Raw genomic sequence first — 15,244 nt, 5'->3', positions numbered from 1 at the left:
TTTTTTTGCAAAAAAGTCCCGAAGCCAGATCGATAACATCCCCTGAATAGTTTGGCTCCAGGACTTAGCCCTTACTTCTGTCCGTAATAGGCGTTTGGACCGTGCTTACGCATGAAGTGCTTATTCATCAGATAACCGTCAATGGGGCTGAGAGCCGGATTAATGCCACGCGCGATCCATGCCATTTTTGCCACCTCCTCCATCACCACGGCGTTATGTACCGCGTCGTGAGCATCTTTGCCCCAGGCAAACGGACCATGCTGGTACACGACTACGCCAGGCGTATGTAAAGGTTCCACCTCCCCCAGCGTTTCAACAATCACCCTGCCGGTATTCAGCTCATATTCATCCTGAACTTCAGCTTCAGTTAAAGCCCGGGTACAGGGAATATCGCCAAAGAAGTAATCCGCATGCGTCGTACCAAGCGCAGGTATTGCCAGACCCGCCTGCGCCCATGCCGTCGCGTGGGTTGAGTGGGTGTGCACCACGCCGCCGAGCGATGAATAGCGGCGATACAGCGCCAGATGGGTGGCGGTATCGGAAGAAGGACGATAGCGTCCTTCCACCACGTTGCCGTGCAGATCCACAACCACCATGTCATCCACTGTCATTGTTTGGTAGTCGACGCCGCTGGGCTTAATCACCACCAACCCGCGTTCGCGGTCGATGGCGCTAACGTTACCCCAGGTAAACGTCACCAGCCCATAGCGCGGTAGATCCATGTTGGCCTCGAACACCTGCTGTTTACGTTTTTGCATTACACCGCCTCCACCAGACCCGCGCTGGCCATCCGCGCTTTCACCCAGTCGCGCGCCTTCGCCACTTCACGTGCCGGGTCGTCCGACGTTTCACTCCACATCTCAATCAGATACGGTCCGCAATAACCACTCTGTTTGAGCGTTTCGAAACAACGTTCAAAATCGACAACCCCTTCACCAAACGGCACATTTTTGAATACGCCGGGTTTAGTATCCTTCACGTGTACGGCAACGATATGACCCATCCCCGCCTGCAGCTCCATCTGCACGTCGTTATCCCACGCCGACAAATTGCCAATATCGGGATACAATTGGAACCACGGATTGTTGAGATAGTGGGCGTACCCCAACGCCTTGCTGATCGAGTTCATCAGTGGATAATCCATGATTTCCATCGCCAGCGTCACCTGCGCACGACTCGCCATCTCCACACTTTCTTTCAGCCCATCGCGAAACCGACGACGCGTTTCGTTATTTGCCTGCTGGTAATAGACGTCGTAACCCGCCAGTTGAATAACGCGAATACCGATATCCTGCGCAAACTGAATGGCTTTACGCATGATCTCCAGCCCCTGTTCGCGCACCGCATCATCTTCACTACCCAGCGGGAAACGACGATGAGCGCTCAGGCACATGGACGGTACTCGTATCCCTGTCTCGGCGATAGCGGCCACCAGCGCCAGACGCTGCTCGCGGTTCCAGTCAAGACGCGCCAGGCGAGCGTCGGTTTCATCAACCGACATTTCGACAAAGTCAAAGCCCAGTTCCTTCGCCAGTTGCAAGCGTTCCAGCCAGCACTCCCCGCCGGGGAGCGCTTTTTCATAAATACCGAGCGGGACCTGTTTCGACAACATAGTCGCTCCTTATCCCCACAGCTGGGCGATAGAACGTTTGAACTGACGGGCCGCTTCCACCGGAGAGGCGGCATCGCGAATACTGCGGCCGGCAATAAAGACGTGAATCGGAATTCCCTGGAATAGCGGCAGATCTTCCAGCGCCAGACCGCCGGTGACGGTGACTTTAAAGCCCATCTCGGACAGGCGTTTGATTGCGCTGATATCCGCTTCTCCCCACGCCACGCCCGCCGCCTGCGCATCACGACTGCGATGATATACAACTTGCCCAATCCCTGCGTCACGCCACTCCTGCGCCTGCTCCCAGGTCCAGTAACCGGTCAGTTCTATCTGCACGTCGCCGTTAAATTCTTTCGCTACCTCCAGCGCCCCCTTGGTAGTGTTGATATCCGCACAGCAGATGACGGTGACCCAGTCAGCGTTGGCTTCAAAACACATGCGGGAGAGGATTTTGCCCGCATCGGCAATTTTCGCATCCGCCAGCACAATTTTATGCGGGTAAAGCGCCTTCAGATCGCGTACGGCGCGTACGCCTTCTGCCACGCAAAGAATAGTGCCCACCTCAATGATATCGACCTCTTCGGCAATCAGACGCGTTGTTTCATATGCGGAAGACATTGATTGGTTATCCAGCGCAACCTGCAACATAGGTAATGACATTTTGGTATCCTTTTAAACAGCCGCCGCAGTGGCGTTATCAATTAAATCCAGCACTTCCTGCGCGGTGCGGCAGGCGCGTAAACGGTCGAAATTGGCTTCGTCGTCAAAGAGATTCACGATCTGCATGATGCCCACTTCCTGGTGCGTGTTAGCATCTACTGCCGCCATCGTTATCAGAATGTCGACCGGGTCGTTATCTTCGTGGTTAAACACCAGCGGTGTTTTCAGCGTCACCAGCGCAAAACCGGTTTTCTTGACCCCTTCCTCCGGACGGCCGTGCGGCATCGCCAGGCCGGGCGCAATGACAAAGTACGGGCCAAACTGTTCGACGCCATCGAGGATGGCCTGGTAGTAGCGTGGCTCAACCACATCAGCCTTAACCAGCAGATCCACGCCCAGCTTTACAGCTTCCTGCCAGGTACTGGCTTCGGCTTGCAAAAGGATGGAATTATTGTCTGCCAGCGAATCACGTAATTTCATATGCCGCCTCCTTACTTCACATCCTGTGGGAAATGCGCCTTGATCACTTCCAGCAGTTTTGGTCCAAAATCGGCAGGGGACAGCATGTTGCGTACGCCAACAACATATTTATTGCCAGATACCGTAATCTCACCGGCGATATGGGTAGAAGCGATGATGATATCCGCGCCGCTCAGCTCACTTTTGTATTCACCTACTGCGCAGCTGTTCACCGTATGGTCAATATTTGACTGGGTTAAAAACTGATCCACCTTCATCTTCATGATCATGGAACTGCCCTGCCCATTGCCACACACAGCCAGAATACGTACGGTCATAATCGGAACTCCTTATTAAGCAGAGTGTTCTGCCAGTTGTTTTTCTGCGTCTTCCTCAGCGCGCAACGTGCGTCCTGCGAAAAACATATAAGCCAGTGCAATCAGAATAATGACGGCCATAAACACGATGCCGATGGAGGCAAAGCCCTGCATCATCGGCGGCGCCAGAATTGACCAATCCGCCATCCCCATCCAGGCGCTCATACCGGTAAGTTTCACCGCCCAGACGCAGCCGAAGATTTCAATCATCCCCATCACCAGACAAATCTTGAGCGCCGCGCGCCAGCCGCCAAAGTGGTTAGCAAACACGCCGATAGTGGCGTTCGAGAAGAACATCGGAATAAAGCCTGGGATAATCAGGATGGAAGAGCCGCAGCCCACCAGGATGCCCACCGCAATCAGTTGGCCGATGGTCCCCCACATAAAGCCCCAGACCACCGCATTGGGAGCAAAGCTATAAATCGCCGCGCAGTCGATAGCCAGTACCGCACCGGGAATCAGACGTTGAGAGATACCGTTGAACGCTTCTGAAAGTTCAGCGACGAACATACGTACGCCCTGGGTGATGATGAAGATAGCGACGGCGAAGGAGAAACCGGTCTGCAGGATATAGACCGTCCAGTGGGTTTTACCCGCCATTGCCTGAACCACATCAATGCCGAAAGAGAGCAGGATCGCGCCGAAAAAGATAGTCATAACAATTGCGGTTGAAACGATGTTGTCATGGAAGATATTCAGCCAGCCAGGCAGCTTGAGATCTTCCACGCTCTCCTCTTTCTTACCCAGATACGGCGCGACTTTGTAAGCAATCCAGGAGGCGAACTGCTGCTGGTGACCGATGGAAAAACCGCAGCCGTCAGTCACTTCCTGTGTCGGCTTGTACATCATATTGGACGTAATGCCCCAGTAGAGCGACACCAGCACCGCAGTGCAGATGATCGTGGTCCACATTGGATAACCAAAGATGTAGAGAGAGACGGCAATCAGGCCAGCCTGCTGGAACATAATGTGCCCGGTCAGCATGATGGTGCGAATGCCGGTAATACGCCGTAGCAGTACGTAACAAATGTTCAGCGCCAGCGCCAACAGTACGGCGTACCCTACCCAACTGTAGGCATCCCCCATGCGTTCGATGGTTGCCATCATGGAGGCATAGGTATCAGAGATCGCACCATTGATACCGTAAACCTCAGACATCTTCGCCACCACCGGTTTAAACGTGCTGGTCAGAATGCCCGATCCCGCCTGCAGCAACATAAAACCGATAATCGTTTTGATCGTGCCTTTAATAATAACGCTGACGCTTTTACGCAGCAGGATATAACCAAGACAGGTCACAATACCCAACAGCAACGGTGCGTTGGTCATAACCTGATTAAAAAAGACGGTAAAGATGTTGTAGAGGATCTCCATAACGATCTCCAGTAGACGAAGTTGCTGAACATTCATTACAGATGCCCAGGATGTTGTGCTCTCACTCTAGTTTTCAAAAGTAATCACAACAAGATTGAATTTGATTAAATGTGATGCAGTACGCAAATAATTCTCTTACTTGCAGCGTGGATTTCCTTCGAATTCTTCAACTTCAAAATAAACCCCTTTAAAACAATAAAATACAAAAATACATTTCATGTAAACCATCTTGCCACGCTGTAATTTGTTCACACTTTTCTATTCAACACCAAAAATCAGCGCATTGCCTTCTTGATAAAATGATGTCAGTATCAATCAAAACAAATCACAATTTGATTCAACTTGAACAAACATGAAGGTAATTGCGATGAGTAAAGTAAAAAGCATCACGCGTGAATCATGGATCCTGAGCACATTCCCGGAGTGGGGAAGCTGGCTGAATGAAGAGATCGAACAAGAACAGGTCGCACCTGGCACTTTCGCTATGTGGTGGCTTGGCTGTACCGGAATCTGGCTGAAGTCGGAAGGTGGGACTAACGTCTGCGTCGATTTCTGGTGCGGAACGGGTAAACAAAGTCACGGTAACCCGCTGATGAAAACCGGTCACCAGATGCAACGTATGGCGGGGGTGAAGAAACTGCAGCCTAACCTGCGCACCACGCCGTTTGTTCTTGATCCGTTTGCAATTCGACAGATCGATGCGGTGTTGGCGACACACGATCATAACGATCACATCGACGTCAATGTCGCAGCCGCCGTCATGCAGAACTGCGCCGATGACGTGCCATTTATCGGGCCGCAAACCTGTGTGGATCTATGGATCGGTTGGGGTGTGCCGAAAGAACGCTGTATCGTGGTAAAACCAGGCGATGTAGTGAAAGTGAAAGATATTGAAATTCATGCGCTTGACGCGTTTGATCGTACGGCATTGATTACGCTCCCAGCCGATCAAAAAGCGGCTGGCGTGCTGCCGGATGGTATGGATGCTCGCGCGGTAAACTACCTGTTCAAAACGCCGGGCGGTACGCTGTACCACAGCGGAGACTCGCACTATTCCAACTACTATGCAAAACATGGCAACGAGCACCAGATCGACGTCGCGCTCGGCTCGTACGGTGAGAACCCGCGTGGGATTACGGACAAAATGACCAGCTCCGACATGCTGCGAATGGCGGAAGCGCTGAATACAAAAGTGGTGATCCCTTTCCATCATGACATCTGGTCAAACTTCCAGGCCGACCCTCAGGAGATCCGTGTACTGTGGGAGATGAAAAAAGATCGGCTGAAGTATGGCTTTAAGCCGTTTATCTGGCAGGTAGGCGGCAAGTTCACCTGGCCGCTGGACAAAGATAACTTTGAATATCACTATCCGCGCGGCTTTGATGACTGCTTCACGATTGAACCGGATTTACCGTTTAAATCCTTCTTGTGATCCTCACAAAATGCCGGGCCATCCCGGCATTTTTTTCCCATTTACTTTAGTATTTCCAGGCTATTTCAAATATCATCTTTTCAAATCAATTTGTATCGGAATAGCTCATGACTGAAGCACAAAGACATCAAATATTGCTGGATATGCTGGCGCAGTTGGGCTTTGTTACCGTTGAGAACGTAATTGAGCGCCTGGGGATTTCACCCGCCACAGCGCGCCGGGACATCAACAAGCTCGACGAAAGCGGCAAACTCAAGAAAGTCCGCAACGGCGCAGAAGCCATTACCCAACAGCGTCCGCGCTGGACGCCAATGAATCTGCACCAGGCACAGAACCACGATGAAAAAGTTCGTATTGCCAAGGCGGCCTCCCAGCTTGTGAATGCAGGTGAAAGCGTGGTGATCAACTGCGGATCGACCGCCTTTCTGCTGGGTCGCGAAATGTGCGGCAAGCCGGTGCAGATCATCACCAATTATCTGCCGCTGGCAAACTATCTGATCGACCAGGAGCATGACAGCGTGATCATCATGGGAGGGCAATATAACAAAAGTCAGTCCATCACACTCAGCCCGCAGGGCAGTGAAAATAGCCTGTACGCCGGACACTGGATGTTTACCAGCGGCAAAGGGTTAACCGCGGACGGACTGTATAAAACCGATATGCTGACCGCGATGGCCGAGCAAAAGATGCTTAACGTGGTGGGTAAACTGGTGGTGCTGGTCGATAGCAGCAAAGTCGGAGAACGCGCGGGGATGCTGTTCAGTCGCGCCGATCAAATCGATATGCTCATTACCGGTAAAAACGCAAACCCTGAGATTCTGCAACAGCTTGAAGCTCAGGGCGTAAGCATTATGCGCGTTTAAAGGTGCTGGCGGAAAAACGTTACCGTCGCAGCCAGCGCTTCTGGCGTGATGCGGTGGCGCACGCCCGCTTCCCACAGGCAGGTTAGATTGCTGTCCAGCCCTGCCTGAATCAGCGCCTGCTGTAAACGGAAGGTTTCAACGGCCGGCACCACATCATCATCCTGTCCATGCCACAGTAGTAACGGCCTGTCGGCCAGGCGCTGCAGTTGATGCGTAACGTCCCATTCGGCGAGCGGTGCGATGACGGCATCGAACTCCGCCTGCTGCTCTGGTGTCTGAACCCGTAAAGGCGGAAAAAGCGTCTGCGCAAGATGGGTAAAATAGCCCGACCCCATCAGGCTAGCTACACATTTAACCTCGGGATGGCGGGCCATAACGCCCAATGCCGTCATTCCTCCCATCGATGCCCCTCCGACGGCAAGTCGTTCATCTGATAGCCAATTTTCTGCCACCAGCGCCGCACGTAACGTCGTAAACTCCTGCATATTTTGCTGCAAAATATGCCAGAAGCGGTACATTCTCCCCTGGGCGTCACTCGTGAAGCGCGTACCATGGTCGGGCGCATCAGGCATAACGACGCGGAATCCAGCCTGAGCCAGAGCAACGGCAAAATAGCTGTAGACCAGGCTTGAAGAGGTAAACCCGTGATAGAAAATAATACAAGGGAGTGAACATTCGCGTTTGCCAGCCGGAACGGCGTGCAGGACAGGGATACCCGCCAACTGTCGTGTTTCAATTTCGATCATTTGTCGCCTCTTTCTTTCTGGTATGCCATGCAGCAATACTTAACGCAAGCGAATGTGTTCGGCAATGATTCATAATGTTGAGAACTGGGTTACGCTTTCGCAACATTTTCATTCGAAAATCGCGTGAGAGATAACAATTCGGGAACATTCCCCTAAAGGGAAATTGATAAGGCACTACACTATGGCTATCAGGAAACGAGATAGAGTTATGCGTCGGTTTGCCTCTTTATTACTGGTGATGTTTTTAAGCGCCTGTAGCGTGCTACAGGGAACGCCGCAACCTGCACCGCCCGTTGCCGACCACCCGCAGGAGATCCGCCGTGACCAGAGTAATGGGTTACAGCGATTAGGGACGGTTAGCGCACTGGTAAGAGGCTCTCCGGATGATGCGCTGGCAGAAATCCGTGCCAAAGCTGTCGCGGCTAAAGCTGATTACTACGTGGTTTTATTAGTGGATGAAACCATCGTGACAGGCCAATGGTATTCACAAGCTATTTTGTATCGTAAATAACATTGGGTTGAAATTTAGTCAGTTTTACATTGCTTTGCGCCCCTATGCGTTTACCTGTGCACAATAAACCAACAGCAGGAAGCTTGAGGTTTATTATCGCGATGGAATGCCCTGCCGTGTGTAGGGGTACGAATAATGGAGCTGACGATGAAACAATCACTTGCCTTATCCTCACTGCTGCTTTCTGCCGGACTGGTAGGTACTACGGCGCAGTCTGCCGAGTTCGCCAGTGCTGACTGCGTTACGGGCCTGAACGAAATTGGCCTGATATCTGTCAGTAACATTGCAGGAAATCCGCAGGATGTAGAACGAGTAGTCGCGTTAAAAGCGGATGAACAGGGTGCCTCATGGTATCGGATCATTCAGATGTACGAAGACCAGCAGCCCGACAACTGGCGCGTACAGGCCATACTCTATGCTTAACAGATTGCCGGATGGCGTAAACTTATCCGGCCTACATTGAACGTAGGCATGATAAGGCGCGCCAGCGTCGCCATCAGGCATATTATTACCGTAATCCCCCCGTTGCCCGCAGGAGCAAGTCGCTTAGCACCTGTTCAGACAATCGTAGTCCGCCACGCGTATCAAGCATTATTTGACACCAGGCCTGCGCCACTGGCGGAGAGGCATAGCGCAACATTTGCGCTCCGCAACCGAGCAGGAAAAGCTGTTGCGTAATCTCCCGTCCCATCTCCTCGCTGGGTTTGCGTAAACGCTGCTGTAGCTGACGTACCATTCGATCGTAATGTCGGTCTTGCCCTTTTACCTCCGCAAAGGCTTCGTTGAGCATATCGTATATGCCGGGTTGTTTTGTCAGTACCCGCAATACATCGAGACACATAATGTTGCCGGAGCCTTCCCAGATGCTGTTTACCGGCATCTCCCGATACAGGCGCGGCAGCTCACTCTCCTCGCAATAGCCAATCCCGCCCAGCACTTCCATCGCCTCTGCAACAAACGGCATCCCGCTTTTGCACACGGAGAATTTCGCCGCTGGCGTGAGCAATCTGGCCCACAACGCTTCTTTGGTATCAGCGCGACGGTCCCAGGCCCTCGCCAGTCGAAACAGTAGCGCCGTCTGACCTTCTAGTTGGAGCGCCATCCGGCCTAATACCTGACGCATCATCGGCTGTTCAATCAATGGTTTGCCAAAAACTTGTCGCTGGTGCGCATGATAAATCGCGACGGAAAAAGCACGTCGCATCATGGCGTGACTGCCGAGCGCACAGTCAAAACGCGTCATCCCACCCATTTTCAGGATATGGCGTATACCTTCCCCTTCGTCACCCAATAGCCAGCCAATCGCATCGTGGAATTCAACCTCGCAGCTGGCGTTGGAGCGGTTGCCTAACTTATCTTTCAGTCGCTCAAGACGAATAGCATTACGTTGCCCATCAGGTAAAAATCGCGGTACAAAAAAGCAGGATAATCCCCCCTTTGCCTGAGCCAGCACCAAATGGGCATCGCTTTGCGGCACGGAGAAAAACCACTTATGCCCCACCAGCCGATACGAGCCGTCTGCAAGACGTTCTGCCTGGGTGGTATTGCTCAGCACATCTGACCCACCCTGCTTCTCGGTCATTCCCATGCCGATCAGCAGCCCACGCTTTTGCCCACCGGGCAGTAAATGCGAGTCATAGCGGTCGCTAAGCAGCGGCGTCAGCCAGTCGTTAAAGGTTGCAGGCAACATCTGAAGTAACAGCGGCGTGGCGGCAAAGGTCATAGTAACCGGACACAACGTACCCGCTTCTACCTGCGCATGCAGCATGAAACGCGCCGCCCGTGCAACAAATGTTCCCTGCCTCGCGTCTTCTTCCCAGGCCAGATTATGTACGCGGTTGGCGCATAATCCCTGCATCAGCAAATGCCAGGCAGGATGAAAACGCACATCATCCAGCCGCTGCCCCTGCGGGTCGTAGCGCAGCAGCTCAGGTGGAAAAGCATTGGCCAGACGGCCCAGTTCGAGCGACTCGGCAGTCCCTAGCTGCTGACCAATACTGGCGAGAAGATCGCTATCCCATCCAGCGCCTTCACGGATAACCGCTTCGCACAGCGCGCCGTCGGACAGATATAAGTTGCTGTTATTGAGTGGTACAGGTTGGTTAAAAACGGTATGCGTTTGCCAGTGCATTGTGTCTCCCTCCGTCAATGGCCGTCGCCTTAAGTATGGCCAGAACCACATTATTCGCGACGGAGGAAGATCACAAAAGTACGGTTAGCCCGCAATATAGTGAGGAATAAAACGAGAAGTATCTTTAGTGATCAAGGTATTATCCTCGCGGATCCCCATACCACAGGCTTCATCATCCACGATCCAACTGCCGATCAGCGTGTAGCTGTCGCCAAAGCGCGGTAACGGCTGAAATGCCTGATAGATCATCGGTTCTTCGGCGTAGTCACCCTCAGCATGCTCCACAATCTGCTGCTGACCATCAAAAATGGTGACGTTTCCCCCCTCGCGGGAAAATATCGGTTTGCGTACATAGCTTTCCCCAGCCGCAACTTGTGGCGTTTCACCGTCAAACCAGGCGGGCAGCAGATTGGGATGGTTAGGAAAAAATCGCCACAGTAAAGGCATCAACCCTTTATTGCTGAGTACGCTCTTCCACAACGGCTCAACCCACTGTTCGCGGCGATGGCGCAGCAAGGGGCCATTCTCATCTCGCATCATCCACTCCAGAGGATAGAGCTTAAAGGCGCGACGAATGACGTTATCGTCAAGGTCAGTGAGAACGCCGCCAATGCCAAGCCCCAGATCCTCCACGTAAATAAACCGTGATTCTTGCCCGGCCTGCTGCGCACAGTCCTGCAAATACAACACCGTGGTACGATCTTCATCGGTATCTTCGCAGCAGCAGAAATAGAAGGGATCCGGACTATAAAGCTCAGCAAAACGGGAGATCAGCCGCTCCTGAATGGCGTTGTACTGGTCGGCGTCGCGTGGTATCACCCCACTGCGACGCGCATCTTCCAGCCATAACCACTGGAAATAGGCTGACTCATAGAGCGACGTTGGCGTATCCGCGTTGTACTCCAGCAGCTTGACCGGGGCGTTATTTCCGCACCAGACAAAATCCATGCGGCCGTACAGGGAGGGATCGCGATGGCGCCAGCTTTCGGCAATAACGTCCCAGTACAGCGGTGGGATCGCCAGTTGCTGCATAATCAGTTCGTCGTTAACTGCCCGTTCGACGACATCCAGACACATCTGGTGCAGTTCCGCAGTAGGTTTTTCGATCTGCTCTTCCACTTGCCGGAGCGTGAAGCGGTATGCCCGACTCTCATCCCAGTAAATTTCGTTATCGATAATATGAAAATCGAAGCCGTGATCGTAGGCGATCCTGTCCAGATCGGGGCGAACAGGGACATCATGTCGCAGCATCGTTAACCTCCCCAGTGCCCACGCGCGCTGGACGAACGTCCGTAGCCGCCGCGTGAAACCGTCGAGACTTTCTTCGTCGTATAGCTATGGCTGGTTGCGGTATCATTTTTTCCACTACCGGAACGCCAGCTGTAATCCCCGGAAGTCGTACGCCAGACCGGGCGCGAAACATAGGAAGAACCACCGCTGCTGTAAACATACTGTTCGTCGCGATCTTTACGAATGACGCGGCTGAGTAAAAAACCGGTGAATACCGGCACCCAGCTTTGATCGGTGCTATCGAGATAGCAGTCGCCAAACTGCGTCTGACAGCTCTGCTTGTTCATTTGCTTTGGCAGGCTGGAGTAGAACTCTGTTTTCGCATTGTTCCAGCCATCGGCACAAACGGTGGCGCTATTGCCATCGTCAATGCATTCACTCACCGCCGAGTAAAAAGTACCGTCACCATCGTTATCGGTATTGCCGTCATCAGCACATCCTTTGAGGACAAAAAATGCCGCTCCGCCCATAATGGCCAGCGTCAGGTATTTTCCGCTGTATCGGCTGCGTTTTTTTGCAAAGGGGTTCGCCGGGCGTCCAATTCGCGTGATGGCAGAATGCCCTGGCACCCTGTTTTTGTTTCCAGATTTACGTTTTCTTGCCATGATCGTCCATTACCATGTCATACAGGCGGCGTTAAAAATGCCCCCCGCCAGGGCAGCAGTCCCCATAAATAATCCCGCTGCAGTATTATGATTAATAATTTTTTCACTCAGTGCCGGCATGTATAAACGCACACCGCCGTAAATGACGAATTGTATCACCAGCGCGATACCGCCCCAGGCGAAATAATCCGGGATGCTGACGGCGTTAATTGCCGCGCTGGATAATGGAATAACGTAGCCCAGCAACGTGCCGCTAAAGGCCAGTGACGCTGCCGTATTATTATTTTTAATCAGTTGCCATTCGTTGTGCGGGGTGATTTTTGAGTAGATAAACAGAAAAACGATCACCATGGCCGCGCCAATAAAAAAATAGGCGCAAAAAGCCAGTAATGAATCCAGTATGTGCATTGTGTAACCTTCCCTGAAATTAACCAATTACATTAAGTGATGTTAATGGAATATCTACACCCAGCGCCCGTGAGAATACCCACTCTGGCTCTCCCTGCTCATTAAACGACTCTTCGCCGTTCAACAGCAGGTATTCCCATGTATCCTCTGTAACCTGTCGCTGAAAGCCCATGGTAAAATTATGTACATCCCATGTGGCATGCTGATGATTTTCTACTTTTTCCAGCATATAAACCGGCTCAATGTTCCCGGGTTCTTCCTCGTTAAAAAAGCGCTGCCAACGCTCTTCCTGCCAGCTCAGCGCCGGGGTCCCTATTGCAGAAGGGCTAATGGCAGACTGCCAGTGTTTTTTCTGCGAAATCCCGTAACTTTCCGCATAAACAAAGAATTTGATATCATCGATATCATCAATGTCTGAGCCGCCCGTGGTATTGATTTGCAGAAACTCTTCTCCGGACGTGTAGTAGCGAAAAATCTGGCTTCCGCCGCCTAAATCAATGTGGCTGGCGGCTGCAACGGTGTACTCCTCACCGGGTAATTCGATTAATAGAGACTCTTCAAGCAGACGAAATGCCAGCGTGTTAAGCGTAAATCCGGCATTCAGATGTAACCCCAACGGCCCGCGAGCCGGCGCAACAGCAGCGGCTTTACCAAATAAACGCTGGAAAAAACTCATCATCATTTTCCCTTTATGACCAGCCAACCTTCTTTCGAGGCTGACGCATTTCGCCGACGTTTACTCGCCTTGTTGACGCTGCAGTCGTGCCAGAACATCCTGAGCCGAACTTTTATTGCTCGCCCCAATGCCGGCTTCAGCCAGCTTCTCATCCAGGTCACGCCCATCCGCAACCTTTTCCAGCTGTGCAGCGGCATCCAGACGGGCCTGACGCTCTGCCTGTCGCGTTTGCAAACGCTTGAGCGACTCTGCGGCTGTAGACACGCTGGAAGACGCGCCGACGGTCGAGGTGGTCACTGCCTGCTGGGCGCGCTGCATCGCTTCCGTCGCCTTTACCACCTCAAGCTGCTGTTCAAACTGTGCAATCCGTTGTGCGGTTGCACTCACCGCTTTTTCAACGCCATCCCGCGACACTTCAAGGTTAGCGAGTACTTGCTCTTCTGCAGCAATGACATTCTCGAGGCGGGCAATTTCCTCTGCAACTTCGTTGATCAGTGACGGGTTAGCGTTTTTACTCAGCGCTTCCAGCACTCGTGTTTCCAGACTGGATTTACGCTCACGCAGATCGCTCAACTTGTCATGGCTCAGCTTCACGCGCGCCAGCAGGTCTACTCGTGATTTTCCAGCGTTATCCAGCTCACCTTTCGCATCACGGATATGCTGTTCCAGCATGCGGACCCCCTGCGCTTCTTCAATTGACTCTTCCGCCTGAGAAAGTACGGACTTGCCGAGGGTAAACAGGCTTTTTAAAATTCCCATAAATAGCGTTCCTTGTTATTCGTGAGTGTATTCTTCTGTGATTTCAGCCAGATCCAACGCGTTATCCGCAAGCGTCGTCATCTCGAGCAGCACATCATTCAACGATGAATTAAGCGAAAGAGCCCCAAATGCGACGTAATATTCATCCTGCTGAACGCGGGAAATCCCTACGGAAGAGAGTGGAAGGAGTTTCTGATTACGTAATAAGAAAATATTAAATTCATCCTGCTGATGAATACTACTAACAGGACAAATAACTGTTTCAATAATAATCTGGCGAGAAGTAAACACAATATTGAGCGGTAAATCGCCATAATCATTCATTTTAACGATTAATGATTGCTCATCATATTCAATATCTATATTTAATTCAGGGCGAGTTTGTAGTGCTTCAGCAAGTAACTGCGGTGTCCATGCCATATATTATCCATATATAATTTAATTAGTAATAAATAAAATGAATATCATTTTCTAGCCTTTATCATACTCGTTTAAAATAAAAAAAAGCCACCCGAATCCGAGTGGCTTTGTCTGAAAAATAAGTTTAGCCGCGCTGGCGGACTGCTTCAAACAGGCAGATGCCCGTTGCAACCGAAACGTTCAGCGACGAAACGCTACCTGCCATCGGGATGCTGATCAGTTCGTCACAGTGTTCACGGGTCAGACGGCGCATACCTTCACCCTCCGCGCCCATCACCAGCGCCAGACGCCCGGTCATTTTGCTCTGGTAGAGAGTATGGTCGGCTTCACCTGCGGTTCCGACGATCCAAATATTCTCTTCCTGCAGCATACGCATAGTTCGCGCCAGGTTGGTCACACGGATCAGCGGTACGCTTTCTGCCGCGCCGCAGGCCACTTTTTTCGCCGTCGCATTCAACTGTGCAGAACGATCCTTCGGTACGATAACAGCATGTACGCCGGCAGCATCTGCGCTACGCAGGCACGCCCCCAGGTTATGTGGATCGGTGACGCCATCAAGGATCAAAAAGAAGGGTTGATCGAGCGTAGCAATCAGATCCGGCAGATCGTTTTCCTGATACTGACGACCCGGCTTCACGCGAGCAATAATTCCCTGATGTACCGCACCCTCGCTTTTCTCATCCAGGAACTGGCGATTAGCCAACTGAATGACAACACCCTGTGCTTCCAGTGCGTGGATCAGCGGCAGCAGGCGTTTATCTTCACGACCTTTGAGAATAAAGACGTCCTGGAAGCGCTCAGGCGCACGTTCCAGCAGAGCCTGCACCGCATGGATGCCGTAAATCATTTCACTCATGAATGTACTCGTTAATAGTTTATGCGTAACGCGGGCAACGCGAAGTTGCCCGGCTTACTGTTTAT

19 protein-coding genes are annotated in these 15,244 nt (G+C 52.0%); 4 read left to right on the top strand and 15 right to left on the bottom strand.

What is annotated here, in order from left to right:
• Positions 1-71: 71 nt before the first annotated feature.
• Genes OGW16_RS04070 through ulaA form a run of 6 tightly spaced genes read right to left on the bottom strand, consistent with a single transcriptional unit; the run spans position 72 to position 4,482 of the window.
• Positions 72-758 carry an L-ribulose-5-phosphate 4-epimerase gene (locus OGW16_RS04070; protein WP_043018186.1) on the bottom strand — a complete coding sequence of 229 codons (687 nt, stop codon included), beginning with the start codon at positions 756-758 and terminating at the stop codon, positions 72-74.
• A complete protein-coding gene (locus OGW16_RS04065) occupies positions 758-1,612 on the bottom strand; it encodes an L-ribulose-5-phosphate 3-epimerase (protein ID WP_043018185.1) in 855 nt (284 codons plus the stop codon). The genes OGW16_RS04070 and OGW16_RS04065 overlap by 1 nt, the downstream gene beginning before the upstream one ends.
• Before the next feature lie 9 nt (positions 1,613-1,621).
• Positions 1,622-2,272 (bottom strand): 3-keto-L-gulonate-6-phosphate decarboxylase UlaD, encoded by a 651-nt coding sequence (ulaD, locus tag OGW16_RS04060; RefSeq protein WP_003025660.1) that lies wholly within the window; start codon positions 2,270-2,272, stop codon positions 1,622-1,624.
• A 12-nt stretch (positions 2,273-2,284) separates the two neighbouring features.
• Positions 2,285-2,752: a PTS ascorbate transporter subunit IIA gene (gene ulaC / locus OGW16_RS04055; protein ID WP_006686330.1), complete on the bottom strand. Its 468-nt coding sequence runs from the start codon at positions 2,750-2,752 to the stop codon at positions 2,285-2,287.
• A gap of 11 nt (positions 2,753-2,763) precedes the next feature.
• On the bottom strand, positions 2,764-3,069 hold the full coding sequence (gene ulaB, locus OGW16_RS04050; RefSeq protein WP_003025655.1) for a PTS ascorbate transporter subunit IIB: 306 nt from the start codon (positions 3,067-3,069) through the stop codon (positions 2,764-2,766).
• Between the two features lie 15 nt (positions 3,070-3,084).
• The gene (gene ulaA, locus OGW16_RS04045) at positions 3,085-4,482 is read right to left on the bottom strand and encodes a PTS ascorbate transporter subunit IIC (protein ID WP_043018184.1); all 1,398 of its coding nucleotides are present in this window, start codon (positions 4,480-4,482) and stop codon (positions 3,085-3,087) included.
• Between the two features lie 367 nt (positions 4,483-4,849).
• On the opposite strand from ulaA, the gene ulaG reads away from it, so the two are divergent.
• The gene (gene ulaG / locus OGW16_RS04040) at positions 4,850-5,914 is read left to right on the top strand and encodes an L-ascorbate 6-phosphate lactonase (protein ID WP_003025649.1); all 1,065 of its coding nucleotides are present in this window, start codon (positions 4,850-4,852) and stop codon (positions 5,912-5,914) included.
• A 107-nt stretch (positions 5,915-6,021) separates the two neighbouring features.
• Positions 6,022-6,777, top strand: a complete 756-nt coding sequence (ulaR, locus tag OGW16_RS04035; RefSeq protein ID WP_003025646.1) for an HTH-type transcriptional regulator UlaR — start codon at positions 6,022-6,024, stop codon at positions 6,775-6,777.
• Here ulaR and yjfP read toward each other — a convergent pair.
• Entirely contained in the window at positions 6,774-7,523 is a 750-nt protein-coding gene (gene yjfP / locus OGW16_RS04030) for an esterase (RefSeq protein WP_080625821.1), read from the bottom strand. The genes ulaR and yjfP overlap by 4 nt on opposite strands.
• A 181-nt stretch (positions 7,524-7,704) precedes the next feature.
• Here yjfP and bsmA point away from each other — a divergent pair, with 181 nt between their 5' ends.
• Together bsmA and yjfN are read left to right on the top strand one after the other, a co-directional pair.
• Complete coding sequence (gene bsmA / locus OGW16_RS04025; RefSeq protein WP_003025640.1) at positions 7,705-8,034, top strand: biofilm peroxide resistance protein BsmA; 330 nt, start codon at positions 7,705-7,707, stop codon at positions 8,032-8,034.
• Between the two features lie 147 nt (positions 8,035-8,181).
• Positions 8,182-8,457 (top strand): DUF1471 family protease activator YjfN, encoded by a 276-nt coding sequence (yjfN, locus tag OGW16_RS04020; protein ID WP_016151420.1) that lies wholly within the window; start codon positions 8,182-8,184, stop codon positions 8,455-8,457.
• Positions 8,458-8,542: 85 nt separating this feature from the next.
• Here yjfN and OGW16_RS04015 read toward each other — a convergent pair whose 3' ends face one another.
• From OGW16_RS04015 to rlmB, 8 genes are all read right to left on the bottom strand, one after another.
• Entirely contained in the window at positions 8,543-10,165 is a 1,623-nt protein-coding gene (locus OGW16_RS04015; RefSeq protein WP_047406714.1) for an isovaleryl-CoA dehydrogenase, read from the bottom strand.
• An 84-nt stretch (positions 10,166-10,249) separates the two neighbouring features.
• Positions 10,250-11,416: a glutathionylspermidine synthase family protein gene (locus tag OGW16_RS04010; protein ID WP_043018180.1), complete on the bottom strand. Its 1,167-nt coding sequence runs from the start codon at positions 11,414-11,416 to the stop codon at positions 10,250-10,252.
• A 2-nt stretch (positions 11,417-11,418) separates the two neighbouring features.
• Positions 11,419-12,060, bottom strand: a complete 642-nt coding sequence (locus tag OGW16_RS04005; RefSeq protein WP_043018179.1) for a DUF1190 domain-containing protein — start codon at positions 12,058-12,060, stop codon at positions 11,419-11,421.
• A gap of 9 nt (positions 12,061-12,069) precedes the next feature.
• Entirely contained in the window at positions 12,070-12,468 is a 399-nt protein-coding gene (locus OGW16_RS04000; protein WP_200001413.1) for a DUF350 domain-containing protein, read from the bottom strand.
• 19 nt (positions 12,469-12,487) lie between these two features.
• Positions 12,488-13,147: a YjfK family protein gene (locus OGW16_RS03995; protein WP_043018178.1), complete on the bottom strand. Its 660-nt coding sequence runs from the start codon at positions 13,145-13,147 to the stop codon at positions 12,488-12,490.
• A gap of 57 nt (positions 13,148-13,204) precedes the next feature.
• Positions 13,205-13,903, bottom strand: a complete 699-nt coding sequence (locus OGW16_RS03990) for a PspA/IM30 family protein (protein ID WP_087052275.1) — start codon at positions 13,901-13,903, stop codon at positions 13,205-13,207.
• Positions 13,904-13,918: 15 nt separating this feature from the next.
• Positions 13,919-14,323 carry a YjfI family protein gene (locus tag OGW16_RS03985; protein WP_043018176.1) on the bottom strand — a complete coding sequence of 135 codons (405 nt, stop codon included), beginning with the start codon at positions 14,321-14,323 and terminating at the stop codon, positions 13,919-13,921.
• A 124-nt stretch (positions 14,324-14,447) separates the two neighbouring features.
• A complete protein-coding gene (gene rlmB, locus OGW16_RS03980) occupies positions 14,448-15,179 on the bottom strand; it encodes a 23S rRNA (guanosine(2251)-2'-O)-methyltransferase RlmB (RefSeq protein WP_003830482.1) in 732 nt (243 codons plus the stop codon).
• Between the last annotated feature and the right edge of the window lie 65 nt (positions 15,180-15,244).

Origin of the sequence: Citrobacter sp. Ce104, assembly GCF_030334595.1 — a bacterium.
Lineage (GTDB): Bacteria > Pseudomonadota > Gammaproteobacteria > Enterobacterales > Enterobacteriaceae > Citrobacter > Citrobacter europaeus.
Note: the sequence above shows the minus strand (reverse complement) of the source record. Positions and strands in the feature narration are given on the sequence as shown.

Coding starts and splice junctions, on each gene's coding strand:
- OGW16_RS04070 (WP_043018186.1), bottom strand. CDS start 758: ATGCAAAAACGTAAACAGCAGGTGTTCGAGGCCAACATGGATCTACCG.
- OGW16_RS04065 (WP_043018185.1), bottom strand. CDS start 1,612: ATGTTGTCGAAACAGGTCCCGCTCGGTATTTATGAAAAAGCGCTCCCC.
- ulaD (WP_003025660.1), bottom strand. CDS start 2,272: ATGTCATTACCTATGTTGCAGGTTGCGCTGGATAACCAATCAATGTCT.
- ulaC (WP_006686330.1), bottom strand. CDS start 2,752: ATGAAATTACGTGATTCGCTGGCAGACAATAATTCCATCCTTTTGCAA.
- ulaB (WP_003025655.1), bottom strand. CDS start 3,069: ATGACCGTACGTATTCTGGCTGTGTGTGGCAATGGGCAGGGCAGTTCC.
- ulaA (WP_043018184.1), bottom strand. CDS start 4,482: ATGGAGATCCTCTACAACATCTTTACCGTCTTTTTTAATCAGGTTATG.
- ulaG (WP_003025649.1), top strand. CDS start 4,850: ATGAGTAAAGTAAAAAGCATCACGCGTGAATCATGGATCCTGAGCACA.
- ulaR (WP_003025646.1), top strand. CDS start 6,022: ATGACTGAAGCACAAAGACATCAAATATTGCTGGATATGCTGGCGCAG.
- yjfP (WP_080625821.1), bottom strand. CDS start 7,523: ATGATCGAAATTGAAACACGACAGTTGGCGGGTATCCCTGTCCTGCAC.
- bsmA (WP_003025640.1), top strand. CDS start 7,705: ATGGCTATCAGGAAACGAGATAGAGTTATGCGTCGGTTTGCCTCTTTA.
- yjfN (WP_016151420.1), top strand. CDS start 8,182: ATGAAACAATCACTTGCCTTATCCTCACTGCTGCTTTCTGCCGGACTG.
- OGW16_RS04015 (WP_047406714.1), bottom strand. CDS start 10,165: ATGCACTGGCAAACGCATACCGTTTTTAACCAACCTGTACCACTCAAT.
- OGW16_RS04010 (WP_043018180.1), bottom strand. CDS start 11,416: ATGCTGCGACATGATGTCCCTGTTCGCCCCGATCTGGACAGGATCGCC.
- OGW16_RS04005 (WP_043018179.1), bottom strand. CDS start 12,060: ATGGCAAGAAAACGTAAATCTGGAAACAAAAACAGGGTGCCAGGGCAT.
- OGW16_RS04000 (WP_200001413.1), bottom strand. CDS start 12,468: ATGCACATACTGGATTCATTACTGGCTTTTTGCGCCTATTTTTTTATT.
- OGW16_RS03995 (WP_043018178.1), bottom strand. CDS start 13,147: ATGATGAGTTTTTTCCAGCGTTTATTTGGTAAAGCCGCTGCTGTTGCG.
- OGW16_RS03990 (WP_087052275.1), bottom strand. CDS start 13,903: ATGGGAATTTTAAAAAGCCTGTTTACCCTCGGCAAGTCCGTACTTTCT.
- OGW16_RS03985 (WP_043018176.1), bottom strand. CDS start 14,323: ATGGCATGGACACCGCAGTTACTTGCTGAAGCACTACAAACTCGCCCT.
- rlmB (WP_003830482.1), bottom strand. CDS start 15,179: ATGAGTGAAATGATTTACGGCATCCATGCGGTGCAGGCTCTGCTGGAA.